Origin of the sequence: Ketobacter sp., assembly GCF_003671495.1 — a bacterium.
GTDB lineage: Bacteria > Pseudomonadota > Gammaproteobacteria > Pseudomonadales > Ketobacteraceae > Ketobacter.
On the sequence record NZ_RCHN01000032.1, the window covers coordinates 42,426 to 65,845 of the forward strand.

Genomic DNA, 23,420 nt, shown 5'->3' on the forward strand with positions numbered 1-23,420 from the left:
ATTTAAGTAGGTATTTTTATATGGAAGACCAAGCCGTGCAGGAATCGATTAAAGGAGGGACAACAATAAGGTTTGGGCTTCAAAATTGGGTTTTTCTTATTGTTATCGTTATACCAGTTCGATAGACGCACCTTCGCACTTTGGTTAGCAAAAAATATATACGTAAAAACACAATACGTGAAATTTTCTTGTGACATTTTTTACAAAATGGCCGCTATTTGATGGATTTTTGTCAAAGTTAGCGCGTTTTATAGAGAAAACCGCCAGCCCCGACGGTTTTTTATTATGTTTGGCACTTGCCGGAACAAATACAGTAGAATGCGGCAATGCAAAATTCCTCTTTAGTTCAGTCTCTTAACAGTGCGCAGGCGCAAGCGGTGACCTCCGAGGCCGATCGTTTGCTGGTGTTGGCCGGCGCCGGCAGCGGCAAGACCCGGGTACTGGTGCATCGCATCGCCTGGTTGATTCAGGAACAACATTTATCGCCGCACAGCATTCTGGCCGTGACCTTTACCAACAAGGCCGCCGCCGAGATGCGGCACCGCATCGAACGGTTGTTGCGGGCGCCCAGCGGTTCCATGTGGGTGGGCACCTTCCACGGTCTTGCGCATCGTTTGCTGCGTATGCATTGGGAAGAAGCCCGTTTGCCGCAGAACTTTCAGATTCTGGATTCCGAAGATCAGTTGCGATTGGTCAAGCGGGTGATGCGGCAACTGGAGCTGGATGAATCCCGTTGGCCTCCCAAGCAGGCCCAGGCGTTCATCAACAGCAATAAAGATGAAGGTTTGCGACCGGATCACATAGACGATTACGGCGATTTGTATCAGAAAACCCTGGTCACGGTTTACCGGCAATATCAGGAGGCCTGTGAGCGGGGTGGCATGGTGGATTTTGCCGAGTTGTTGTTGCGCAGTCACGAATTGTGGTTGCAGCAACCCCAGTTGTTGGCCCATTACCAACGGCGCTTCCGTCATATTCTGGTGGACGAGTTTCAGGACACCAACCGCATTCAGTATGCCTGGCTGCAGATGCTGGCGGGCAACACGGTACCCATCACCATTGTGGGCGATGACGACCAGTCCATTTACGGCTGGCGCGGTGCCCGCATCGAGAACATTCGTTCCTTCGGCGATGACTTCGGTCGGACGGAAGTGGTGCGGCTGGAACAGAACTACCGCTCCACCGCCACCATCCTGAACGCCGCCAATGGCGTCATCGCCAACAACCGGGATCGCCTTGGCAAACAGCTGTGGACCTCCGGTGATGACGGCGAACCCATTTTCCTGTATGCCGGGTTTAACGAAGTGGACGAAGCCCGCTTTGTGGCGGAGCGCATTCAGCAGGGTTTGCAGCAGGGAATGCGGCGCAGCGACATGGCCATCCTGTATCGCTCCAATGCCCAGTCGCGGGTGCTGGAGGAGGCTATGCTGCGGGCCGGGATTCCTTACCGAATTTACGGTGGCCACCGGTTTTTTGAGCGGCTGGAAATCAAAAACGCCCTGGCGTATCTGCGGCTGATCCAGCATCGGGATGACGACGCTGCGTTCGAACGGGTGGTGAATACGCCACCCCGGGGCCTGGGGGAAAAATCCCTGGAGCGCATCCGGCTCACGGCCCGCGAGCTCAAGATTCCCCTGTGGCAGGCCAGCCTGATGGTGTTGCAGCATCGGGAGTTGTCCACCAAGGCGGGAAAATCCCTGGCGGAATTCATGGCCATGGTGGAACAGCTCGACCAGGAAGTCCGCGGCCTGGGTTTGTCGGAACAGGCAGAGCGGGTGATCGAGGCGTCGGGCCTGATTCCCTATCACCAGAACGAGAAAGGTGACCGGGGTGAGGCGCGGGTGGAAAACATCAAAGAACTGATCAGTGCCACCCGTGAATTCGAAATCAACGGTGCAGGTAACAGCGGCGAGGAAACCGGCGCCTCACTGGCGGCGTTTCTGGATCACGCCGCGCTGGAAGCGGGGGACACCCAGGCAGAGGCGGACGAAGACTGCGTGCAGATGATGACGCTGCACTCCGCCAAGGGCCTGGAGTTTCCCGTGGTGTTCATGACCGGGGTGGAAGAGGGGCTGTTTCCGTCCATGCAGTCGGCAGAGGATCTGGGTCGCATGGAGGAGGAACGCCGGCTTGCCTACGTCGGCATTACCCGGGCCATGAAGAAACTCTTTATCACCCATGCGGAAAGCCGACGCATCTACGGTTCGGAAGCCCTGCATGCACCGTCGCGGTTTATCCGCGAGATCCCCCCGCACTGCCTGCAGGAGGTGCGGGCGGCGGCCAAGATCACCCGCCCCATTGCGCCCAGCGGCGGTTACCGGGTGCAGGAGCCGGATGCACCTTATCGTCTGGGGCGTTCGGTGCGTCATCCCAAATTTGGTGACGGGGTTATCATGGGTTGCGAGGGCCTGGGGCCCAATGCCCGGGTGCGGGTCAATTTCGCCGGGGCTGGGGAGAAGTGGCTGGTGGCCCAGTACGCTCGCCTGGAGTTGCTGTAACGGGGATTTTCGCTCGCATCCGGGGCTTGACTCCCGGCGCTGAAATAGAGAGCCTTTCAGGCACCAAAAAACAGATCAACAATCGACACCAAATTAGAATACCATCCGATAACACCAATCGATAACACCAACAAGAAATCTGCAGGAGCCTACAGATGACGCGGATGCTCACGAAGCTGGTCTGGCTGACCCTAGGATTGCTCGCCCTCACCGCTTGCGGGAAAGACACAGAATCCACCGATGCGGCGCAAGCCGTTCCCCAACAAACATTTGAATGGAAGATGGTCACCACCTGGCCCCGCAATTATCCCGGCCTGGGCATGGCCCCGGAAAACTTCGCCAAAGCGGTCAATGAAATGAGCGGCGGGCGGTTGAAGGTGAAGGTGCATGGTGCCGGCGAGTTGGTGCCCGCCATGGGGGTGTTTGATGCGGTGGCCCGCGGTGCCGTGGAAGTGGGTCATGGTGCGGCCTATTACTGGAAAGGCAAGAGCCCGGCAGCCCAGTTTTTTACCGCAGTGCCCTTTGGCCTGAACGTACAGGAGATGAATGGCTGGCTGCATTATGGCGGCGGCCTGGAATTGTGGCGGGAAGTGTACGCCCCGTTTAATCTGGTGCCCTTTGCCGGCGGTAGCACCGGTGTGCAGATGGCAGGCTGGTTCAAACAGGAGATCCACAGTGTGGATGATCTCAAGGGGCTGAAAATGCGCATTCCCGGACTGGCCGGTGAGGTATTCCAGCGTCTGGGGGGGGTACCGGTGACTTTGCCCGGGGGAGAGCTGTTCACCGCCCTGCAGACCGGCTCCATTGACGCCACCGAATGGGTGGGCCCCTACAATGATCTCACCTTCGGTTTGTACAAAGCCGCCGACTATTACTACTACCCCGGCTGGCATGAGCCCGGGGCCATGCTGGAGTTCATCATCAACAAGGAAGCCTGGGCCAAGCTGCCGCCGGATCTGCAGGCCATCGTCACCTACGCCACCCGCGCCATCAACCAGGATATGCTGGATGAATACACCGCCCGCAATAACACCGCATTAAAAGAGCTGGTGGAAAAACACGGTGTGCAACTGCGCAAGCTGCCGGACGATGTGGTGGAGGCGTTGCGGGTTGCCTCAGAGCAGGTGATTCAGGAGACCATTGCCGAGGATGCCATGGCGAAGAAGGTGTACGCCTCCTTTAAAGCTTTCCGCGACAATGTAATGCCCTACACCGCCATCTCCGAAGAGGCGTTTCTCAAAATCCGGGATGGGAAATAGCCGCGGGCTGTAAACAGGTTGTTGCCATCCCCATAAAAACGCAAGGCCGCATTCGTGCGGCCTTGTTGATTGCGGTGGCGAACAGACCTCAGGAGGTGCGGGGCACCGGGCGGGTACGGCGGTTTTCGTCGATGGCCACGAAGGTGAACTGGCCTTCGGTGACTTTGCGCGCTTCGGCGTCACTGTGGTGCCGGGCCCAGACTTCCACCACGATGGTCATGGAGCTGCGGCCAATGTCTTTAACGGTGGTGTAGCAGCTCACCACGGAGCCTACTGCCACCGGGCGTAAAAAGACCATGGAATCGATGGCGACGGTGGCCACTCTGCCGCGGGCCAGGCGATTGGCGCAAACGGCGCCGGCCAGGTCCATCTGCGATACCAGCCAGCCACCGAAAATATCACCGTCCGCATTGGAGTCGGCGGGCATGGCAATGGTCTGCAGGGACAATTCACCCACCGGCATGGGTACGTCGTCGTTGTCTTCGTCGATTTCCACGATATCGTTCATGTTCTTCCTGTTATTGGGGAAAGTGGTCGGTCTTTAAGAGTTATAGACTATATCTGGCAACCATGTGGCAAGTGAAGGCCAAATTGCAATTAGTGACAAAGTGACAATCTGGATCAATATAAAGGGAGCCACACCGCGGTAGATGGTGCCGGTGGGGATGCTGTCCGGGGTGACGCCGCGCAGGTAAAACAGGGCAAAGCCAAAGGGCGGGGTCAGGAAGGAGGTCTGCAGGTTGACTGCGATCATCACCCCGAACCAGACCGGATCAATGCCCATGGCCAGCAGCACTGGCCCCACAATGGGCACCACCACAAAGGTGATCTCGATGAAGTCCAGAATGAAACCCAGCAGAAAGATCACCACCATCACCAGCAGCATGGCGCTGAACACACCGCCGGGCATGTTATTGATGAATTCGTGAATCAGGTCATCGCCATTGAAGCCACGGAACACCAGCGAGAACAGGGTGGCGCCAATGAGAATGGCGAACACCATGCAGGTGACTTTGGTGGTGGAGGTCATGATGTCCTGCAGGTTGGACCAGGTCAGTTGTCGCTGCAGCAGGGCCAGCAGGGTGGCACCGACGGCACCCACTGCGGCGGCTTCGGTGGGGGTGGCCAGCCCCGCCAGGATGGAACCCAGCACTGCCACGATCAACAGCAGGGGCGGCAACAGGCCTTTGATGCATTGCTGCAACAGCGGTCCCTGCTGGGATTCATCCGGTTCCACCGCCGGTGCGCAGGTGGGGTTCAGCACTGCCCGACTGATAATGTAGCCCATGTACAGCAATACCATCAGCAATCCGGGTACCAGGGCGCCTACGAACAGGTCCCCCACCGACACGGTATCCACATTGAAAATGCCCATGTTGAGCTGGGCCTGTTGGTAGGCGTTGGACAGCACGTCCCCCAGCAGCACCAGGGCGATGGAGGGTGGAATGATCTGCCCGAGCGTACCGGTGGCGGCAATGCTGCCGGTGGCCAGGGCCGGATCGTAGCCCCGCTTGATCATGGTGGGCAGGGCCAGCAGGCCCATGGTGACCACGGTGGCGCCGACGATGCCGGTGCTGGCGGCCAGCAGCATGCCCACCAGGGTCACCGACAGCCCCAGGCCACCGGGGAAACGGCCGAACAGGCGTCCCATGGTGTTGAGCAGGTTTTCCGCTACTTTCGATTTCTCCAGTGTCACGCCCATCAATACAAATAACGGCACCGCCAGCAGGGTCTGGTTTTCCATGATGCCGTAAAGCCGGTTGGGCAGGGCATGTAACAGGGTGGGGTCGAAGCCCCCCAGCAGCACGCCGAGTCCGGCAAATATCAGGGCTACGCCACCCAGGGTAAAGGCCACCGGGTAACCCAGCATCAGCGCCAGGCACACCACCAGGAACATTAATAAAGGAATCATAACAACTCGGACTCCCCTGGGGTGGGAGCCAGCTTGCCGCTGAGAATGGCGATACTGCGCAGGGCTTCAATGCTGCCCTGGGCCAGCAACAGGCCACACATCAGGGGGATCAGGGATTTCAGCAGGTAGATATAGGGCAGGCCGTCGGCCTCGCCGGAGCGTTCCTGGATCTGCCAGGAGAAGGCCACAAAATCCAGGCTGGACCAGAGCATGAAGCCGGCCATGGGAAACAGCAACAGTAAGGTGCCCAGCAAGTCCACCCAGGCCCGGATACGGGGGCTGAAACGCCGATAGAACACGTCCACCCGCACATGGGCGTTGTGCTTCAGGGTATAGGCGCTGGCCAGCATGAACAGGATGGCGTGCAGGTACATGACACTTTCCTGCAGGGCGATGGCGCTGAGGCGGACGCCGCCGATGGTCAGGCCGCTGGTGTTGAAACCATAGCGCAGCACCACCACCAGGAAGGTGATGGCCATAATGGCGATGGATGCAGTGGCCAGCAGGCGCCCCAAGGCCTCACTGACCCGGTCCAGGTAGGAAATTATGGTTGTCATCTTGGTGCGCTAATGTCCCCGGAACAGTCGCGGCGCATTATAGCGGCAGGGGACCCGCCTGGGCAAAGCATCCCTGCGGGATAAATATCCCATGGGCGCGTCCGGTCGAAACGAAATTGTAATATAATTGTCACACGCTGCCCCTATAGTTCCGAGGTCATGGGGGCAAAGACAGCGATAGTACCCCGATACAAAGCCAACAATCTCGGAGAAAATCCATGAATTTCAAGAAATTAGTTGCTTCTGTTGCAATGACGGCCAGTGCTGCCCTGATTGCAACCGGTGCTCAGGCTGAAGCCAAAGTCGATCCTAAACTGCCTGCCTACAGCAAGGTGGGTGGCGTTTCCGGTAACATCTCCAGCGTTGGTTCCGATACTCTGGCTAACCTGATGACGTTCTGGGCGGAAGAGTTTAAAAAGCAGTATCCCAACGTGGCCGTGCAGATCCAGGCCGCCGGTTCCTCCACAGCGCCGCCGGCTCTGACTGAAGGCACTTCCAACCTGGGCCCCATGAGCCGCAAGATGAAGGACAAGGAAATCGAAGCCTTCGAGAAGAAATTCGGTTACAAGCCCACCGCGATCCCGGTTGCCATCGACGCCCTGGCGGTATTCGTGAACAAGGACAACCCGATCAAGGGCCTGGACATCGAACAGGTTGATGCCATTTTCTCTTCCACCCGTACCTGTGGTGGCGCCAATGACATCACCAAGTGGGGTCAGGTGGGTCTGACCGGTGAGTGGGCCAACCGTGACATTCAGCTGTATGGCCGTAACTCCGTATCCGGCACCTACGGTTACTTCAAAGACGAAGCCCTGTGTAAAGGTGACTTCAAGAGCAGCGTAAACGAACAGCCCGGTTCTGCATCTGTGGTGCAGTCTGTTGCCACTTCCCTGAACGGCGTGGGCTACTCCGGTATCGGTTACAAGACTTCCAGCGTACGCGCTCTGCCTTTGGCCAAGAAAGGCACCAAGTATGTAGAAGCGTCCCCGGAAGCGGCCCTGGACGGCTCCTATCCTCTGTCCCGTGCGCTGTATGTGTACGTGAACAAGGCGCCTGGCAAGGAACTGTCTCCTCTGGAGCGTGAGTTTGTCAAACTGATCATGTCCAAAGAAGGTCAGGAAATCGTGGTTAAGGACGGCTACATTCCGCTGCCTTCCTCCCTGGTTGCCAAGACTCTGGGCAAGTTGGGCATCAAGTCCGAAATCGCCGCAAAATAATTCCTTCCTGATGCAGTAACAACGCAGTAAGAAGGAAAACCATGGACGGGGCTACAGGCAATTTACTGTGGCCCCGTTTTGTCATCAGAAAGTATTGGGTTTAGAGTCCATGGAATCAACCAGCGAAGCATTGTTTGGGGTGTCCGCAGAGCGTCTGACCAAGATGCGACGGTATCGCAAGTTGAAAGACCAGGTAGCAGCCAAGGCCATCAGCGCCGGTGGCGTGGGGGTGATTTTCGCCATCTGTCTGATCTTTTTTTACCTGCTCTATGAAGTGTTGCCGCTCTTCTTGCCGGCCTCCATGGAGGAACGCAGCAGCCTGACCCACTATCAGGTGGAAGACCCTTACTTTACCGTGTTGGAAGAGCAGGGCCAGGTGGCACTGGCGGTGGATAAAGTGCGTGGCCCGGTGTTCTATAACGCCCGTAGCGGCGAGCTGGTGGAACAGCCGCAGTTGCCGGTGGATCAGCCGATCACTGCGTTTTCCAAGGATGCGCCGGGCACCCGTTCTTTTGCCCTGGGCTTTGCTGACGGCAGTGTTCTGATTCAAAAACCCAGTTACCACATTGAATACGGCGCCACCACCCAGGATAAAACCGTGGTGCCCAGCATCACCTACCCGCTGGGTGAGGAGCCCATCAGCGTGCTGGAAGGTGAGGCGGTGGCCCACCTGGCCTATCGTGAGTCCGGTGATCGCGTGCGGATCGTTGCCGCCAACGCCGCCGGCGAACTGTTCATGAAAGATTTTGCCAAAACCGAAAGTTTCCTCTCCGATGAAGTGGAGCTGGAGGAAATCGACCGGGTGCAGCTGCCCTCGGCGTCGGGTACATTGAATAAAGTATTGTTGAGCCTGGATCAGCGCTGGCTGTTCCTGGTGGAAAACCAGCGGCGGGTGGAAGTGATGGACCTGCGCAATCCGGTGGCGGATATGCGGGTGGACATCGCCGAAGTGGTGAGTGGGGATACCCGCATCACCGTCAGCGATTTTCTGCTGGGTGGCTTCTCCCTGTTGCTGGCGGATACCCAAGGGGTCATCAGTCAGTGGTTCGTCACCTATAACGAAGCCAATGCGCCGCACCTGGTGAAGGTGCGATCCCTGACCCTGGAGGAAGGCACTCCCATCACTACCCTGCAAACCGAGCACCGTCGCAAAGGGTTCATTGCCGGTGACGCTGCGGGCAACGTTGGCCTGTTCAACACCACCGCCGAGCGGGAGGTGAAGGACGAAAAAATTTCCGCTGAGCCGATCCGCTGGATTGCCATGTCACCCCGTGGTGACTCGGTGCTGTTTAAAGCCCAGCAGGAAGCCCCACGCAATTTCTATATCCATAACGAGCACCCGGAAGTGTCCTGGCACTCCATGTGGAACAAGGTGTGGTACGAGCGTTATGAGGAGCCCACGTTCACCTGGCAGAGCTCGTCCGCCAGCAACGATTTTGAACCCAAGTTCAGCCTGATGCCGCTCACCTTCGGCACCATGAAAGCTGCCTTCTATGCCATGCTGGTGGCGGTGCCCCTGGCCATTTGCGGCGCGATCTATACCGCCTATTTCATGGCACCGTCACTGCGCACCAAGGTCAAGCCCACCATCGAGCTGATGGAAGCCATGCCCACGGTAATCCTGGGCTTTCTGGCGGGGTTGTGGCTTGCCCCCCTGGTGGAGGCGCACCTGGCGGGGGTAACCAGTATCCTGGTGCTGACGCCGATCTTTATTATCACGGCGGCGTTTCTCTGGTCCCGTTTGCCCCGTGAAATCAGTACCCGTGTTCCCGACGGTTATGTGCCGGTGATTCTGATTCCGGTGGTGGTGCTGGCCGGCGCCCTCTCCATGTGGCTCAGCGATCCCATCGAAATGGCGTTCTTCAACGGCAGCATGCGGGATTGGGTATCCCATGACCTGGGTATCGATTTTGACCAGCGCAACTCCCTGGTGGTGGGACTGGCCATGGGCTTTGCGGTGATCCCCACCATTTTTTCCATCACGGAAGACGCGATCTTTGCGGTGCCCAAAGGGCTCACCCAGGGTTCCCTGGCGCTGGGCGCCACGCCCTGGCAAACCCTGGTGCGGGTAGTGATGCCCACCGCCAGTCCGGGTATCTTCTCAGCCCTGATGATCGGCCTGGGCCGGGCTGTGGGTGAAACCATGATTGTGCTGATGGCCACCGGTAACACGCCGATCATGGACATGAATATTTTCGAAGGTCTGCGCACTCTATCCGCCAATATCGCGGTGGAAATGCCGGAGGCAGAGGTGGACAGCACCCACTTCCGCATTCTGTTCCTGTCGGGTCTGGTGTTGTTTATCTTCACCTTTATGGTCAACACCACCGCAGAGGTTGTGCGTCAACGTCTGCGTGAAAAATACGGCTCGCTGTAGTTGGGGGAAACACGATGAACTCGATCAAACTTTGGTTCCGAAAAGGGGATCCCTGGGTCTGGCTGAATGGCGGCGCCGTGGCCATCAGCGTGGTCATGGTGGTGGGTCTGCTGCTGTTGGTGGCGTTCCGGGGCTTATCCCATTTCTGGCCCCATACCATCATCGAAGGCACCTACCATGAAGCGGACGGTTCCACCTACACCCTGATCGGTGAGGTGGCGGATGAAGAATGGGTGGCGGCCTCCCGGGTGCGGGGCACTGGGGTGGCCATTCCGGAAGACGTGAAAGTCGTGCAGCGCATGCTGATCAAGACCGGTAACCGGGATGTCACCGGCCTCGACTTCCGCTGGTTGGTGGCGGACAAGCTCACCAATGTGTCCACTCCGGAAGAGTTGATGGTGGTGGAGCGGCGTGAGTGGGGTAATTTTTATGGCTACCTCACCGCCATGAAGGAGAACGGCCAGGTGGTTGCGACCGGTGCTGAGGCGTTGCCGGCGCTGGATGCCCGACTGGAGCGGGCATTGGATCTGTCGGATGCCATTCACGATATTGAGAACAAAGATATCGGAGCCATCAACTACCAGGTGGAACGCTTACGCCTGAAGGAGCGGCGCCTGGAATTGGAAGGTGAACTTACGGATGCCGTCAGGATGGAGCTGGACGCCGAACGCGCCGCCCTGGACGCCGAATACCAGACCTTGAAAGCGGATCTGGATCAGCTGAATGTGGAGATCAGCCGTGACAGCCTGGTGGCCACCACCATGAGCGGCGTGGAAAAGGAAATCCCACTAAAACTCGTGGTGCAGTACAAGCAGCCCAATAAAATGTCCCTGTTCGAAAAGATCGGCGATTATTTCCATCAACTGTGGCTGTTCCTGTCGGATGATCCGCGGGAGGCCAACACCGAAGGTGGTGTGTTCCCGGCGATTTTCGGTACCGTGTTGATGGTGATTCTGATGTCGGTGATCGTGACGCCGTTTGGCGTGATTGCCGCGGTCTACCTGCGGGAATACGCCAAGCAGGGCCCCCTTACCCGTACCATCCGGGTGGCGGTGAACAACCTGGCCGGGGTGCCTTCCATTGTGTATGGCGTGTTTGGCCTGGGCTTCTTTGTGTATTTTCTGGGGGGCAGCCTGGATGCGCTGTTTTATCCCGAGGCGGCGCCTTCGCCGGTGTTCGGTACGCCGGGCCTGATGTGGGCGTCCATTACCCTGGCGCTGTTGACCCTGCCGGTGGTGATCGTGGCCACGGAAGAAGGTTTGACCCGCATTCCCAAATCCCTGCGCGAGGGTTCTCTGGCCCTGGGGGCCACCAAGTTTGAAACCATCACCAAGGTGATCCTGCCCATGTCCAGCCCGGCCATGATGACCGGCCTGATTCTGGCCATCGCCCGGGCGGCCGGTGAAGTGGCGCCCCTGATGTTGGTGGGGGTGGTGAAACTGGCGCCGTCGCTGCCTCTGGATGGCAACTTCCCCTACCTGCACTTGGAACGCAAATTCATGCACCTCGGGTTCCACATCTATGATGTGGGATTCCAGAGCCCCAACGTCGAGGCGGCGCGACCGCTCGTCTACGCCACCGCGGCCCTGCTGGTGCTGGTGATCGTAATACTGAACCTGACGGCCATCATGATCCGCAACCGGTTGCGTGAGAAGTACCGGTCACTGGAGAATTGATATGAGTGAAACGAATTCAGATGTTAGAAAAGGTGCAACCATGACTGCAGCGGAAAGACCCCGGCCCAAAGTCGGACAGAAAGTGGTGGATATGGATTTTGTTCCTCACAAGCTTGAGGAAGAAGAAGTCTGTCTGGAAGTGAAAAATTTCCGCCTCTACTACGGTGACAAGCGTGCGCTTCATGATATTAATATGAAGATCCCGAAAAAGCGCGTGACGGCATTCATCGGCCCCAGCGGTTGTGGTAAATCCACCCTTCTGCGCTGCTTCAATCGCATGAACGATCTGGTGGACATCTGCCGTACCGAAGGCGAAATCCTGTTTGACGGCAATGACATTTTTCATCGTACCGTGGACGTCACCGATCTGCGGCGACGGGTGGGCATGGTGTTCCAGAAGCCCAATCCGTTCCCCAAAACCATCTATGAAAACGTGGCCTATGGCCTGCGTATCCAGGGCATCAACAAGAAGCGGATTCTGGATGAGCGGGTGGAATGGGCCCTGAAAGGCGCGGCCCTGTGGGATGAGGTGAAGGACCGGCTGCAGGACAACGCTCTGGGCATGTCCGGTGGTCAGCAGCAGCGTCTGGTGATCGCCCGTACCATCGCGGTGGAGCCGGAAGTGTTGCTGCTGGATGAACCCTGCTCCGCGCTGGACCCGATCTCCACCCTCAAGGTGGAAGAGCTGATCAATGAGCTGAAAGATCGTTACACCATCGTCATTGTTACCCACAACATGCAGCAGGCGGCGCGGGTTTCCGACTATACTGCCTTTATGTACCTGGGTGACCTGATCGAGTACAAGGATACGGATACCCTGTTCACCAATCCGGAACAGAAACAGACTGAAGACTACATCACCGGCCGTTACGGCTGATGCACGCAGAGGAAGAACGTGGATGAGCAGCGAAGAATTTACCCATCATATTTCCAAACAGTTCAATGCTGACCTGGAAGAGGTAAGAAGCCACATTCTTGCGATGGGCGGCATGGTCGAAAAACAGGTGGTGGATGCGGTACAGGCGCTGGTGGAAGGCGACAGCGGACTGGCCAGCGAAGTGATCAGCAACGAAAAGCAGGTCAACGGCATGGAGCGGCGCATTGATGAAGAGTGCACCCGCATCATCGCCCTGCGCCAGCCGGCGGCCAGCGATCTGCGTTTGCTGGTGGCGGCCACCAAAGCCAACACCGACCTGGAGCGCATCGGCGACGAAGCCAACAAAATCGCCAAGATGGCCATTCGCCTGTCAGAGGACGGCGCCATTCCCCGCGGATACATCGAGATCCGCCACATCGGCAACCATGTGAATGCCATGTTGCGGCAGTCGCTGGATGCCTTTGCCCGCTTCGACGTGGAGCAGGCGGTGGACGTGGTGCGGGAGGATAAATCCGTCGATGTTGAATATGAGTCCGCCATGCGCCTGCTGGTGACCTTCATGATGGAAGACCCCCGCTACATCAAACGGGCGCTGAACGTAATGTGGAGCCTGCGGGCCCTGGAGCGCATCGGCGACCACGCCCGCAACATTGCCGAGCAGGTGATTTATCTGGTGAAGGGTAAGGATATTCGCCACCTGCCGTTGTCCACCCTGGATGACAATGACCTGGTGAACGACGGCGAAGGGGTTTAACGCGCCCCGTCAGAATCAGCTCCGCCCGCTGTTCCGTTCAGGTAAACGACAGTAGGGCGGACACCAGTAACTGCTCATCGTAATACGGCGCGCTGCGGTCACTCACCAGGTGGGTATCCACCAGAGTGATGCCCAGGCTGGTGAGAAGCTCAACCGGTATGTGCCAGGGATACTCGCCGCGGTTACTGTCGATCAGCACAAAATTCAGGAAATGCCCATTGCTCTTCACGGCAGGACTGTCCGCTTTCAGTTGTTCCAGTAACCGCAGTATAACCTGCTCAAAGCTCATGCCCACCTGCTCGGGATCATGGCCCAGGTTGGGGATGTAGATTTTGGGGCAATCGTTGTTAGCGATCGCCGTGCCGACCCCTTCCGGCAACAGATTGGCCATCAGGCTGCTGTAGAAGCTGCCAGGTGGATAACAGATCAGATCCGCATTCTGGATCAGTTTGCGATTTTTTTTACGCAGCTGGGCCTGGCCTGGTTGATACTCACTGGGATGTGCATTCAGAAAAATATCCTGGATGGGCGAGGTGATGGGGGCCACTTCCTTGCCCGATAAAAGATGTTGGCCGATGAGGCAGCTGCCGTCTTCCAGATGCGCCCCCAGATGCAGGTCCCGATTGACGATGGCGCGCACCGTGCCCAATACGTTGACCAGCTTGCTGAACAGGAAAATGATCGGGTCCAGATGCTGGTGGTTGTTGAGGTAACCGCCTGCCAGAATCAGGTTGCCGATGCTGGCGCCGCGCAGATTGAATTGCGCCGGCAGGGCTTCGATGCAGAACCCCAATTGGTTGCGAATCAGCTGACGCATGGGGTTGGGAATGTTGGCGATCAGGTCAGCCCGGCCGCTGGCAATGTCCTGCAGCAGCTCCCACAATTGCTTCTGGGGTTTGTCGGTGGGCAGGCGAAAATTAAACAGCTGGTATACGTCCGGGTGGCCGAGAAGGGATTCATCGGCCAGGGCCAGCAACCGGTTGCGCAGATCGCCGATGGCGGGCATGGCGAAGGCGCGCCGCAACTCCGCTGAGCTGCCGCCGGAGTCGAACGGCGTAACCAGATGAATGGAGTTGTGGGTGTAATCCTTGAGTGTGCGACACAGGCTGTTGATGGCTGAGCCACCGCTGAAAAACAATACCTTGGGCCCCAGCTCAGGGTTCTTCCGGTAGCGGCTGATCCGCAGGGGATCAGGAATATCAACAGTGCGGGTGATCCGGATTTTAGTCAAAACGCGAGGTTCCCAAGTAAACAGGTTCTGGTGGCCACGATACGGACTTTCCCGCGGCACTGTGTCACAATCGGAACCGTAATGTCGCAGGCATCGTGGTTATGTTAACCCTGATTCCGCGAATAAGAAATGCAGTGCGTGTTGTCCGTGTCCGTCCGGAGGCGGTCAGCGCCAGATCCGTTTAACGACCTGGAACCTGTTCATGACCTTGGCACTCCCGAAAAGTGTGGGCGAAAATCTCAGGTTTCTGTGCGTGGAGGTGGAGTCACAGCTCACCGCGTTGCAGGAATATCTGGCGGCTCCCACCTCGGTCAACGCCCGCCGCATCGTCGATCGCAGCGGCTATTCGTTCAATCTGAAAACCCGCATTCACACCAGTTGTATCAACACGTTGACCAGCCGCAAACAGAATGAATTGCAGCGTCTGCAGTTGCGCTGTGCCGAATTCATTGCAACGGACCTGGAGCGCATCACCGAGCTGGCCCGGGAATGCGTCAAACAGATGAGCTTTGTGCGGCAGCCGGAACTGTTGGAACCGCAGCGCTTTCAGCCAGCGCTGGAGCGCATCGCCCACGGGGTCAATCAGGTTTATGCCGCCATCGAGGCCCGGGATACCCAGTTGGCGCTGGACATCGGCAAACTGGAAAACCGGGTGGAAAAAGAGTACGCCCGCCTCTACCGACACTATATCGGCGCGCTTAAAAGCCAGCATCAAACCGAGGATCTGGCGCAGATACTGTTCGTTGCCCACAGTGTGCAGCAGATGGGGGATGCGCTGCGCCATATCAGTGAATCCATCATCTCCGCCAACCTGGGCCAGCCGGTGAATTTCGAGCGTTATTTCTCGCTGCAGTCATTGGTGCAGACGTTTGAATCCCAGGATGAAAACATCTCCATCGAGCCCCTGGCGGAAACCCGCTCCGGCAGTGCCATTTCCGGGGTGCGCAGCAAAGCGGGCCAGGATTATCTGGCCATTTACAAGGACGGCATCAAGCGCAAAGTAAAAGAAGAGCGGGAAGGTGTACAAAGCTGGCACCATGTGTACCCCGGCCTGGCGCCCAAAATTCTTTCCTACAAAAAACGGGGTCAGTCGGCGGCATTGCTGATTGAACATCTGCCGGGTTACACCTTCGAGCAGGTGCTGCTGAATGAACCCCAGACCATGGTGGATGAGGCGCTCAAGCAGCTGATGAAAACCCTGCGTTCAGTCTGGAAGGGCACGCGTAATCAGGAAGCGGTTACCGCTGATTTTATGGGGCAATTGGAACGTCGTATTGGCGAGGTTTATAAAATTCATCCGGAGTTTCAACGTGGCAGGGTCAACCTGTGCGGTTGCAGCAAGCCAGGCTTCGATGGCCTGGTGCAGCAGGCGGCCGCCCTGGAGAAACATCTGCAACCACCGTTTTCGGTGTACATCCACGGGGATTTTAATGTGGACAACATCATCTATGACCCTTTGGATCAGCGCATCAATTTTATCGATTTGCACCGTTCTCGTTACCAGGATTATGTGCAGGATGTGTCGGTGTTCATGGTCTCCAATTACCGCCTGCAGATTCTGGATCAGCCCTTGCGTCGACGCATTCTGAACCTGGCCATCGAGTTTTACCGCGCTGCCCGGCGGTTTGCACGGAAAGCCGGTGATGATTCCTTTGAACTGCGTCTGGCCCTGGGGCTGGCCCGCTCGTTTGTGACCTCCACCCGCTTTATCCTGGACAAGGCGCTGGCCCAGAATATGTTCCTGCGGGCCACCTACCTGATTGAATGGGTGCTGGAGTGTGAGGCCGGCGTGAATCGCGCAGCCGGGGTTGTGCACCGTGCGCCCAAGCTTCCCATTGAGGAGATATTCCGTGACTGAACGTAAAATCGGGGTGGTGGGCATTCCCGGCAAGTGGTCCACTGAGGTGCTGGCCGATGCGCTGGCGGTGCACACCGGATTTCGGCTGGTGATTGATATGGAGGAGGTGGCGCTGGATCTGGCCACCTCCGAGCTGTGGTACCAGGGTCATAACCTGTGTGAACTGGATGCCCTGGTGGTGAAAAAAATCAGCGCCGAATACAACCCCGGCACCCTGGACCGACTGGAATTGCTGCGGGTGGCGGAACAACAGGGCGTGCGGGTATTCAGCCCGGCCCTGAACATGTTGCGCCTGATTGATCGCCTGAGTTGCACGGTGACCCTGCGCAATGCCGGTATTCCCATGCCGGACACTCTGGTGACGGAAAGTGTGGCAGCCGCCGTGCAGGCGGTCATGGAATACGGCGCGGCGGTGTTCAAGCCGCTGTATTCCACCAAAGCCAGGGGCATGTGTGTGATCGAGGCGAACGCCGGCGAGGCGGAAGTGCGACGGCGGGTGGTAGAATTCCAGCAACAGAACCCCATGTTGTATCTGCAACGCAAACTGAACTTGCCGGGGCGTGATCTGGGTATGGTGTTTCTGGGGGGGCAATACCTGGGGACCTATGCCCGGGTCTCGCAAAGTGACACCTGGAACACCACCATCCACAGCGGCGGGCGCTACGCAGCCTTTACTCCCCCGGCGGCGTGGGTGGAGTTGGCGCGGCGGGCCCAGGCGCCCTTTGGTCTGGACTTCACCACGGTGGACCTGGCAGAAACCGACACTGGCCCCATCGTGTTTGAGGTGTCTGCGTTCGGTGGTTTTCGCGGTGCGCTGGAGGGGGCCGGGGTGGAAGCCGCCACCCTCTATGCAGAGTATGTGATCAAACAGCTGGTGAACGATGAAAACTGAATCAGAGTACGACACGGTGGACTGGGCGGCCACCCTCAGCGCGGGGTATCCGCTGCTGGAGCAGCGCCTCAACCTGCAGATGGGCGCCTGCCGCCTGTGCGTGCAATCCAATTCCGCTGAGTTGCTGGCGCGCTTGCAGCACTACTTTCGCCATTTGGTGGTCAGCACGTCCTCTGTCCAATCAACGCTCATGGCGGAATCCACACTCATGCTGACCGCCATTCAGCGCCCGGCGCCTGAACTCAATGTGAGTTTCACAGACTGGCGGCGGGAGACCGGTAAATCCGGGCGCAAGGATGCTTATTACGACGTTCCCGGTGGGCGGCTGGTGCACAAGGTGCGTACCGGCATGGTGTTTTTACAGTGCGCGCAGTCACCCCTGGCCGCGGGGGATTGCCTGGCCAACGACAACCAGGTGATCAATTTTATCAATGCCCAGTTCATGACCTGGTTACAACAACGGGGTTGGCTGATCTGCCATGCCGCGGCGGTGGAATATCAGGGCCGATCCATCGCCATCGCGGCGTTCTCCGGTGGCGGCAAGTCCACCTCCATGTTGCGCCTGCTGGATCTGGCGGGCACCCGTTTTCTCACCAACGACCGTTTGTTTATTCTGCGAGAGCCAGACAGCCCGACTGGGCAGCAGCACGGACAACAGGAACCCGGACAACAGGAACACGGCGTCAAAGTGGCCGGTGTGCCCAAGTTGCCCCGCATCAACCCCGGCACCATTGTGAACAATCCGGTACTGCAGTCCATCCTGTCACCACAGCGGCGCGAGCAATTGCAATCCCTGCCCGCGGCGGAGCTGTGGGAGCTGGAAGAAAAATACGATGTGGACGTGCTGGCATTATACGGTGACGACCGCATCCAACATCTTGCCGAGCTGGATTGCTTTCTGCTTCTGAACTGGCAGCACAATGGCACGCAGACCGTTATCCAGGCGGTGGACCTGGATCAGCGCCGGGATCTGCTGCCGGCCCTGATGAAAGCGCCGGGCCCGTTTTACCAACAGTCGAACGGGCAGTTCCACTCGGACCAGACTCCGCTGGATGCACAGCGCTATGTGGATGTGCTGGCCGGAGCCGCGGTGTACGAAGTCAGTGGCGGGGTCGATTTCGATGCCCTGGTCCACTGGTGTCGGCAGCGGTTGGAGTAAGGCATGGCCCGCGTGATCGCCGCTTTGATTCGGCACGGGGACTATCATCAGTTGCCCCAGACACCCAGTGCTCACCAGCCATTCCCGCTCACGGAGGCGGGCAGACAGCAGGCCCTCGCTGCCGCCACTTCGTTGTGGGACAGGTTGCAGCGGGAGCGTTTGAATTTACACCCTGAGCTGGATTGTTCACGCCTGCTGCGGGCCTGGCAAACCGCCGACATCATGCGCCAGTGGCTCATCAAGCAATATTCGGAATCGCAGCCCTTCCGTGGTCACCCCATCCGCTTGCATCAGACCGAGGCCCTGGCCGAGCGCGGCCTGGGCAGTGCGGCAAACCTGACGGTGTCTGCGATCGAAGCAGTGTTGCAGCAGGATCCCCGCTTCAGCCCACCGCCGGCGGACTGGAAGTCCAACAGTCATTATTGCCTGCCGTTGCAGGGGGCGGAATCCCTGATGCAGGCCGGGGAGCGGGTGGCCTATCACCTGGGCAGCAGAATGGAACAACTGGCGGGCCAGGTGACGGTGGATACCTTACAGGTGTTCGTGGGCCATGGCGCCGCGTTTCGCCATGGTGCCCACCTGTTGGGTGTGCTGCCGTTCGAACAGATTGCCCGGCTGTCCATGTATCACGGGGTCCCCGTGTATCTGGAATACCATGGCGATGGCCGTTGGTCTCATGTGGGTGGGAATTGGAAAGTGCGATCCGCGGCGGAAGGCCATCACGATTAAGCTGAGCGCAAAGGGGAGTGGATTTGCCAAACCGTCATGATTGTGCCATGAATGTGCAATATAACGTTAGGCAGTAATGGTTGTTGGACACCTGAGTGGGCTCAGACATGCTGCAGAATCCGATTGAACTGAAGTTACCGCCAAACCACGAATTTGGCTGGCCTGGATTACCAACCGAAGCCATGGAATGGACCTTGAATCCGGGCCAGCGGGGTTCGCGCCAACCCCTGGAATCTGTGGTGAAGCGCAGCACCCATCTCAGCCCCTGGCAATGGCCACAGCAACCGGTTCTGTTTTTTGCAGATCTGCATGCGGATGCCGAGGCCTTTCAGGCTTCGCTGCTGGCCTCCGGCGGGGTGCGGATGTCGAAGCTGCATCCCGCGGAATTTGAACTTACGGCAGCAGGGCAGCGCAGCACCTTTGTTATCGGTGGTGATTGCCTGGACAAGGGGCCGAGCAACCTCAAGCTGCTGCAAAGCATTCGCCGCCTGATGCACACCGGCGCTCGGGTGATCCTGTTGGCAGGCAACCATGACGTGCGTTTGCTGATGGGCATTAAGGCGTTGGACCTGGCACCGGATCCCGCCACCGAGCATTTGTTTCTGCGCATGGGGCCCAAGGTGGTGCCCTTGTTGAAGGAAGTCTTCGACGCGTATCTGACCGACTGCGATCTGCAGCACATTCCCTCCAGCAAGGTATGCCGGCAGCGGCTCTATCCATCCGCAGAGTGGTTTCGCGCCTTCCCCAGGCTGACCGCAAAAGAACTGCCACCGAAAGCCATCGCCAAGGAAATCAAACGCATGTGCCGCAAGGTGGAATGCTTTGAAGCCGTGTGCCGTGATGCCGGGCTCGATCTGCGCCAGGTGTATGCCACCGCCATGAAATGCCGGGAATTATTTCTGCAGCCGGGGGGGGAATACGCCTGGTTCTTTGACAGCATGCAGTTGTTGCATCGGGAAGGTTCCTTCCTGTTCTTGCACGCCGGTGTGGACGACCGCTTTGTGCGCCTGCTTACCCACCGCGATGAAGCCTATTTGAATGACCTGTATCGACGCAAGATCCGCACGGATCTGTTTGGGTTTTATTACGGGCCATTGGCCAACACCATGCGCACCAAGTACCGGGATGTGGACCTGCCCTTGACCGACGACGGGGTGGAAATGGCGGGCCGGTATGGCGTGCATGTGGTAGTGCACGGGCATCGTAATCGTACCTGCGGTCAGTGCATTGCCTTGCGCCAGGGCATGATCCACATCGAAGGGGATATCACACTGGATCGCAACTCCCGACGCAAAGAAGGCTTGCCGGGTGTCGGCATGGGCGTCACTATTATCAGCCCAGAGGGCCGCGTCATTGGTATCAGTAACGATTTTCCCTACGCCAAGGTTTTTGAGCCGCAGCGTTATCTTCAAGCACCGGAATAGGCATGGCACAGATCAAGAACTCGTTTAAACACGAATCCCTGCAGGATCAGAAAAGCATTCAGGATATTCTCAAGGCCGTTACCAAGGGCATTGCCAAAGGTGAGTTGGTGTTCAGCGATGATGAAGGCGAAATCGTGCTGCAGCCGGAGGGGTTGCTGGCGCTCAAGGTGAGTGCCCGTCAGGAAGACGGGCAGAACCGCCTGGACATTCGCATCCGCTGGCAGTCCGAGGAGCAGGAGATCCAACGCAAGCCCCTGGCCGTGAACAAACGCAAATGAGTGCAGGGCCGGCGCTCAGAACTGCACCCCCATCTGCAATGCACCACCGGCGTTGTTCTCACTGAACTGCGCCGCCAGATCAACGTACACGGCGATGATGTTGAAACCCACACCGGCGGTGAATACATGGTCGTCGTTATCCGCCAGGTTGGTGCGCACCCCACCGCGCAAGCGCACGATGCTGGCCACGTCCCATTCCACACCGGCCCCCAGGAACTGAGTGTCTTCTCCCAGAAAATAGGGTTGGTTGCGGGTCAGATCCAGATCCGCGGCCAGGGTCAGGCCCAGGGGCGCATCCCAGGCCAGGCCCAAACGGGCCTGGGTTTCCACATCAAACTCCGCGGCCTCACCGGTATTGGGTGAGACTTTGGTGCGGTACTGGTTGGCGATCAGGTTCTTCACCACCAGGCCCAGGGTCACGCGATCATCCAGAAAGGTGGTGGCGAGACCCAGGTCCAGGTTGAAATCGTCGTCGGTGTTTTCACTGGCTTCCAGTTCATCCGCCAGGTCGTAGTGTTCATTTTCCAGATCCTGCACGTTGGGCACAGCATAGTAGCTGGTGATGCTCTGCAGCTTGGGCGTGATGCCCAGGCTCACGTCACGGCCGAAGATCATCACTTCCTTCGAGAGGGACACACCCACTTCCGTCACGGTGACGCCGGCCACCAGCACATCGGAGGTCAGGTCGTCGGTGGGGTCATGAATACTGCCGTCCCCCAGGTTGACGATGGGTACATCGTCGCAGCCGGCCTGATTGCGCACCGGATCGGCAGCGGCCAGGGCCAATTCCGCCTGGGAGTTCACCGATTCAAAAAAGGTCAGGTAATCGTCCAGCAGTTGGTTGTCGCATGCTGACACCCGGGGGGAGGTTTCCAGGGTGGCGTTGGCGTTGACGAACAGGGCCATACCCAGGTTGGTGCCCGGCGCGCTGATGCTGGCGAAGGCCGCACCGTTGATGCGGAACGGTTGGTTGCTGAGCGCGTCCAGGTCGTCGTTGAGGGCCCGGGAGTTGCTGGTGAAGTCCTGCTTGGCACTGAGGAACTGACTGTCGTTCACGGCGTCTTCCATGGCCACGATGGCGTCATCGATCTGATCCAGGTAAGCCTCGTCGTCGATGTCCTGATAGGCGTCAATGGCATCAGGATCGGCAAACGCGGCCAGGCCGAGGTTGGGCAGCACAATGTGGAGGTGGTCACTGTCGGGGCCGGAACTGAGCAGGGCAGGGTTGAACAGCGATGCGGTGCCCGGTTGGGCCGAGGCCACGCCGGTGTCACCCATGGCCATGGAGCGGGCGTCCAGGGTCATAAAGGGTTGCGCCGACGCGGACAGGGGCAGCAGGGCGGCCGCCAGAAGGCTGGAGGAAAGCAGGATGGTGCGGGGTGTTAACTGCATGGTAAAGATCCGTTTTATCATTCAATGGAAAAGAATCACCTGACCCGCGCGCTGGTCGGGATCGGGTGTGCGATGGGTGGATTACTGATGGGGGGCGCCCAGGGCCATGTCCACCTGTTTCATGCGCTCATCCACAATGCGCTGCACGTCCTTGGCCTGTTCGATCAGGTCCGGGATTTCCGTGATGGGAATGGTGGTGGGCACCGGCAGGGTCTGTTCCAGTCCCTCGCCGTTGGCCAGGGGGTTGTTCTCCACGATGGAATTGGTGTTGCGGATGCGGCCGAAGGCGGTGTCGATCTGCTCTTCACTCAGACCCTGCAGCACGTTGGCATCGGGGTCGGTGCGCACCACCATATTAAGGGTGTTGCGGTTGGGCAGTTCACTGAACTGCCAGACGCCATCTTCATCCTGCCAGCGGTAATAAATGTTGTTCTGGCGCTGGATGTCCAATACCGCCAGCTGTTCCCGGGTCAGTTGATCCGGTTGCTGAAAGGCGTCGCTGTCCCCTGACCACTGTATCCAGGGCTGGCCGTTGTCGTTGCTGCTGATCAGATCTTCGGCGTCCTCGAGACTGGGAGCAGAAAACTCCAGGCTGGGGATCATATCCTTGATCTGCAGCAGCTTGTGCATACCGTCCGGGCCCATCAGCAGATAGGGTCCGGCCAGGCCAAACACCACTAAAAACATCACCAATTTGATCACAAACTTCATGAACCGGGGCCGCTCCTCCAGATGAGCCAATCTCCTGAGTATAGCCCCATTACAACCTACACAGGCTGCGTGCGATGGATTACTATGTGGCAAATTGCACGTTTTGAGGAAAATCATGCCTTCTTTCGACATTGTTTCTGAACTGAATATGCACGAAGTGGACAACGCGGTGGACCAGGCCAAACGGGAACTGGGCACCCGTTTTGACTTCAAGGGCACCAAGTGCGCGTTTGAGCAGGACAAGAATGTGGTGACCCTGATCGGGGATGCGGACTTTCACCTGCGCCAGTTGCAGGACATCCTGGAAAACAAATTGATCAAACGTGGCATCGATATTGTGTGCATGGATGCGGCGGACCCGGAAATCAATCTGGCCGAGGCGCGCCAGAAAGTGACCCTGCGGGAGGGGCTGAACTCCGACCAGGCGAAAAAGCTGGTGAAGATGATCAAGGACAAGAAGATGAAGGTGCAGGCCTCCATTCAAGGGGAAAAAGTGCGGGTCACCGGCAAGAAACGGGATGACCTGCAGGAGGTCATTGCCATGTTGCGGGGGGCGGATTTTGAGATGCCCCTGCAGTTCGATAACTTCCGGGACTGATGCGGTGGCGGTGCGAGGCCG

General features: G+C 58.2%; 20 protein-coding genes. 14 read left to right on the forward strand and 6 right to left on the reverse strand.

What is annotated here, in order from left to right; translation table 11 throughout:
* Nucleotides 1–326 precede the first annotated feature (326 nt).
* The gene (uvrD, locus tag D9N14_RS15260; protein WP_290581222.1) at nt 327–2,498 is read left to right on the forward strand and encodes a DNA helicase II; all 2,172 of its coding nucleotides are present in this window, start codon (nt 327–329) and stop codon (nt 2,496–2,498) included.
* A gap of 155 nt (nt 2,499–2,653) precedes the next feature.
* On the forward strand, nt 2,654–3,757 hold the full coding sequence (locus D9N14_RS15265; protein WP_290581224.1) for a TRAP transporter substrate-binding protein: 1,104 nt from the start codon (nt 2,654–2,656) through the stop codon (nt 3,755–3,757).
* Between the two features lie 88 nt (nt 3,758–3,845).
* On the opposite strand, the gene D9N14_RS15270 is transcribed toward D9N14_RS15265, so the two are convergent.
* The 3 genes from D9N14_RS15270 to D9N14_RS15280 are packed head-to-tail and all read right to left on the reverse strand — an operon-like array spanning nt 3,846 to nt 6,226.
* Complete coding sequence (locus tag D9N14_RS15270) at nt 3,846–4,256, reverse strand: acyl-CoA thioesterase (RefSeq protein ID WP_290581435.1); 411 nt, start codon at nt 4,254–4,256, stop codon at nt 3,846–3,848.
* Nucleotides 4,257–4,298: 42 nt separating this feature from the next.
* Nucleotides 4,299–5,669 (reverse strand): TRAP transporter large permease subunit, encoded by a 1,371-nt coding sequence (locus tag D9N14_RS15275; RefSeq protein WP_290581228.1) that lies wholly within the window; start codon nt 5,667–5,669, stop codon nt 4,299–4,301.
* Nucleotides 5,666–6,226 (reverse strand): TRAP transporter small permease subunit, encoded by a 561-nt coding sequence (locus tag D9N14_RS15280; RefSeq protein WP_290581230.1) that lies wholly within the window; start codon nt 6,224–6,226, stop codon nt 5,666–5,668. Before D9N14_RS15280 ends, D9N14_RS15275 begins: the two co-directional genes overlap by 4 nt.
* Before the next feature lie 218 nt (nt 6,227–6,444).
* Between D9N14_RS15280 and D9N14_RS15285 the strand changes: the two genes are divergently transcribed.
* The 5 genes from D9N14_RS15285 (at nt 6,445) to phoU (ending at nt 13,127) form a co-directional block, all read left to right on the forward strand.
* Nucleotides 6,445–7,443 (forward strand): PstS family phosphate ABC transporter substrate-binding protein, encoded by a 999-nt coding sequence (locus tag D9N14_RS15285; RefSeq protein WP_290581232.1) that lies wholly within the window; start codon nt 6,445–6,447, stop codon nt 7,441–7,443.
* A gap of 109 nt (nt 7,444–7,552) precedes the next feature.
* On the forward strand, nt 7,553–9,820 hold the full coding sequence (locus D9N14_RS15290) for an ABC transporter permease subunit (protein WP_290581234.1): 2,268 nt from the start codon (nt 7,553–7,555) through the stop codon (nt 9,818–9,820).
* A gap of 14 nt (nt 9,821–9,834) precedes the next feature.
* Nucleotides 9,835–11,496 (forward strand): phosphate ABC transporter permease PstA, encoded by a 1,662-nt coding sequence (gene pstA, locus D9N14_RS15295; RefSeq protein WP_290581236.1) that lies wholly within the window; start codon nt 9,835–9,837, stop codon nt 11,494–11,496.
* A 91-nt stretch (nt 11,497–11,587) separates the two neighbouring features.
* Nucleotides 11,588–12,373 (forward strand): phosphate ABC transporter ATP-binding protein PstB, encoded by a 786-nt coding sequence (gene pstB, locus D9N14_RS15300; RefSeq protein ID WP_290581437.1) that lies wholly within the window; start codon nt 11,588–11,590, stop codon nt 12,371–12,373.
* Nucleotides 12,374–12,395: 22 nt separating this feature from the next.
* Entirely contained in the window at nt 12,396–13,127 is a 732-nt protein-coding gene (phoU, locus tag D9N14_RS15305; protein WP_290581238.1) for a phosphate signaling complex protein PhoU, read from the forward strand.
* Nucleotides 13,128–13,164: 37 nt separating this feature from the next.
* Here the strand turns inward: phoU and D9N14_RS15310 are convergent, their stop codons facing one another.
* Nucleotides 13,165–14,358 carry a GAK system CofD-like protein gene (locus tag D9N14_RS15310; protein WP_290581240.1) on the reverse strand — a complete coding sequence of 398 codons (1,194 nt, stop codon included), beginning with the start codon at nt 14,356–14,358 and terminating at the stop codon, nt 13,165–13,167.
* A gap of 202 nt (nt 14,359–14,560) precedes the next feature.
* On the opposite strand from D9N14_RS15310, the gene D9N14_RS15315 reads away from it, so the two are divergent.
* From D9N14_RS15315 to D9N14_RS15340, 6 genes are all read left to right on the forward strand, one after another.
* Nucleotides 14,561–16,216: a PhoU domain-containing protein gene (locus D9N14_RS15315; RefSeq protein ID WP_290581242.1), complete on the forward strand. Its 1,656-nt coding sequence runs from the start codon at nt 14,561–14,563 to the stop codon at nt 16,214–16,216.
* Nucleotides 16,209–17,108 carry a GAK system ATP-grasp enzyme gene (locus tag D9N14_RS15320; protein ID WP_290581244.1) on the forward strand — a complete coding sequence of 300 codons (900 nt, stop codon included), beginning with the start codon at nt 16,209–16,211 and terminating at the stop codon, nt 17,106–17,108. Before D9N14_RS15315 ends, D9N14_RS15320 begins: the two co-directional genes overlap by 8 nt.
* Nucleotides 17,098–18,267 (forward strand): HprK-related kinase B, encoded by a 1,170-nt coding sequence (locus D9N14_RS15325; protein ID WP_290581246.1) that lies wholly within the window; start codon nt 17,098–17,100, stop codon nt 18,265–18,267. Before D9N14_RS15320 ends, D9N14_RS15325 begins: the two co-directional genes overlap by 11 nt.
* A 3-nt stretch (nt 18,268–18,270) precedes the next feature.
* Entirely contained in the window at nt 18,271–18,996 is a 726-nt protein-coding gene (locus tag D9N14_RS15330; RefSeq protein ID WP_290581248.1) for a histidine phosphatase family protein, read from the forward strand.
* A gap of 107 nt (nt 18,997–19,103) precedes the next feature.
* Nucleotides 19,104–20,420, forward strand: coding sequence for a metallophosphoesterase (locus D9N14_RS15335; RefSeq protein WP_290581250.1), 1,317 nt, complete (start codon nt 19,104–19,106; stop codon nt 20,418–20,420).
* Between the two features lie 2 nt (nt 20,421–20,422).
* Nucleotides 20,423–20,698 (forward strand): amphi-Trp domain-containing protein, encoded by a 276-nt coding sequence (locus D9N14_RS15340; protein WP_290581252.1) that lies wholly within the window; start codon nt 20,423–20,425, stop codon nt 20,696–20,698.
* A gap of 15 nt (nt 20,699–20,713) precedes the next feature.
* Here D9N14_RS15340 and traF read toward each other — a convergent pair whose 3' ends face one another.
* Together traF and D9N14_RS15350 are read right to left on the reverse strand one after the other, a co-directional pair.
* On the reverse strand, nt 20,714–22,090 hold the full coding sequence (traF, locus tag D9N14_RS15345; RefSeq protein ID WP_290581254.1) for a conjugal transfer protein TraF: 1,377 nt from the start codon (nt 22,088–22,090) through the stop codon (nt 20,714–20,716).
* A gap of 81 nt (nt 22,091–22,171) precedes the next feature.
* Nucleotides 22,172–22,801, reverse strand: a complete 630-nt coding sequence (locus D9N14_RS15350) for a hypothetical protein (protein ID WP_290581256.1) — start codon at nt 22,799–22,801, stop codon at nt 22,172–22,174.
* Between the two features lie 115 nt (nt 22,802–22,916).
* On the opposite strand from D9N14_RS15350, the gene D9N14_RS15355 reads away from it, so the two are divergent.
* Nucleotides 22,917–23,399, forward strand: a complete 483-nt coding sequence (locus tag D9N14_RS15355) for a YajQ family cyclic di-GMP-binding protein (protein WP_290581258.1) — start codon at nt 22,917–22,919, stop codon at nt 23,397–23,399.
* Nucleotides 23,400–23,420: the final 21 nt, after the last annotated feature.

What these genes read in the sequence shown, in the direction of transcription:
- uvrD (WP_290581222.1), top strand. Translation starts at nt 327, where the DNA reads ATGCAAAATTCCTCTTTAGTTCAGTCTCTTAACAGTGCGCAGGCGCAA.
- D9N14_RS15265 (WP_290581224.1), top strand. Translation starts at nt 2,654, where the DNA reads ATGACGCGGATGCTCACGAAGCTGGTCTGGCTGACCCTAGGATTGCTC.
- D9N14_RS15275 (WP_290581228.1), bottom strand. Translation starts at nt 5,669, where the DNA reads ATGATTCCTTTATTAATGTTCCTGGTGGTGTGCCTGGCGCTGATGCTG.
- D9N14_RS15280 (WP_290581230.1), bottom strand. Translation starts at nt 6,226, where the DNA reads ATGACAACCATAATTTCCTACCTGGACCGGGTCAGTGAGGCCTTGGGG.
- D9N14_RS15285 (WP_290581232.1), top strand. Translation starts at nt 6,445, where the DNA reads ATGAATTTCAAGAAATTAGTTGCTTCTGTTGCAATGACGGCCAGTGCT.
- D9N14_RS15290 (WP_290581234.1), top strand. Translation starts at nt 7,553, where the DNA reads ATGGAATCAACCAGCGAAGCATTGTTTGGGGTGTCCGCAGAGCGTCTG.
- pstA (WP_290581236.1), top strand. Translation starts at nt 9,835, where the DNA reads ATGAACTCGATCAAACTTTGGTTCCGAAAAGGGGATCCCTGGGTCTGG.
- pstB (WP_290581437.1), top strand. Translation starts at nt 11,588, where the DNA reads ATGGATTTTGTTCCTCACAAGCTTGAGGAAGAAGAAGTCTGTCTGGAA.
- phoU (WP_290581238.1), top strand. Translation starts at nt 12,396, where the DNA reads ATGAGCAGCGAAGAATTTACCCATCATATTTCCAAACAGTTCAATGCT.
- D9N14_RS15315 (WP_290581242.1), top strand. Translation starts at nt 14,561, where the DNA reads ATGACCTTGGCACTCCCGAAAAGTGTGGGCGAAAATCTCAGGTTTCTG.
- D9N14_RS15325 (WP_290581246.1), top strand. Translation starts at nt 17,098, where the DNA reads ATGAAAACTGAATCAGAGTACGACACGGTGGACTGGGCGGCCACCCTC.
- D9N14_RS15330 (WP_290581248.1), top strand. Translation starts at nt 18,271, where the DNA reads ATGGCCCGCGTGATCGCCGCTTTGATTCGGCACGGGGACTATCATCAG.
- D9N14_RS15335 (WP_290581250.1), top strand. Translation starts at nt 19,104, where the DNA reads ATGCTGCAGAATCCGATTGAACTGAAGTTACCGCCAAACCACGAATTT.
- D9N14_RS15340 (WP_290581252.1), top strand. Translation starts at nt 20,423, where the DNA reads ATGGCACAGATCAAGAACTCGTTTAAACACGAATCCCTGCAGGATCAG.
- traF (WP_290581254.1), bottom strand. Translation starts at nt 22,090, where the DNA reads ATGCAGTTAACACCCCGCACCATCCTGCTTTCCTCCAGCCTTCTGGCG.
- D9N14_RS15350 (WP_290581256.1), bottom strand. Translation starts at nt 22,801, where the DNA reads ATGAAGTTTGTGATCAAATTGGTGATGTTTTTAGTGGTGTTTGGCCTG.
- D9N14_RS15355 (WP_290581258.1), top strand. Translation starts at nt 22,917, where the DNA reads ATGCCTTCTTTCGACATTGTTTCTGAACTGAATATGCACGAAGTGGAC.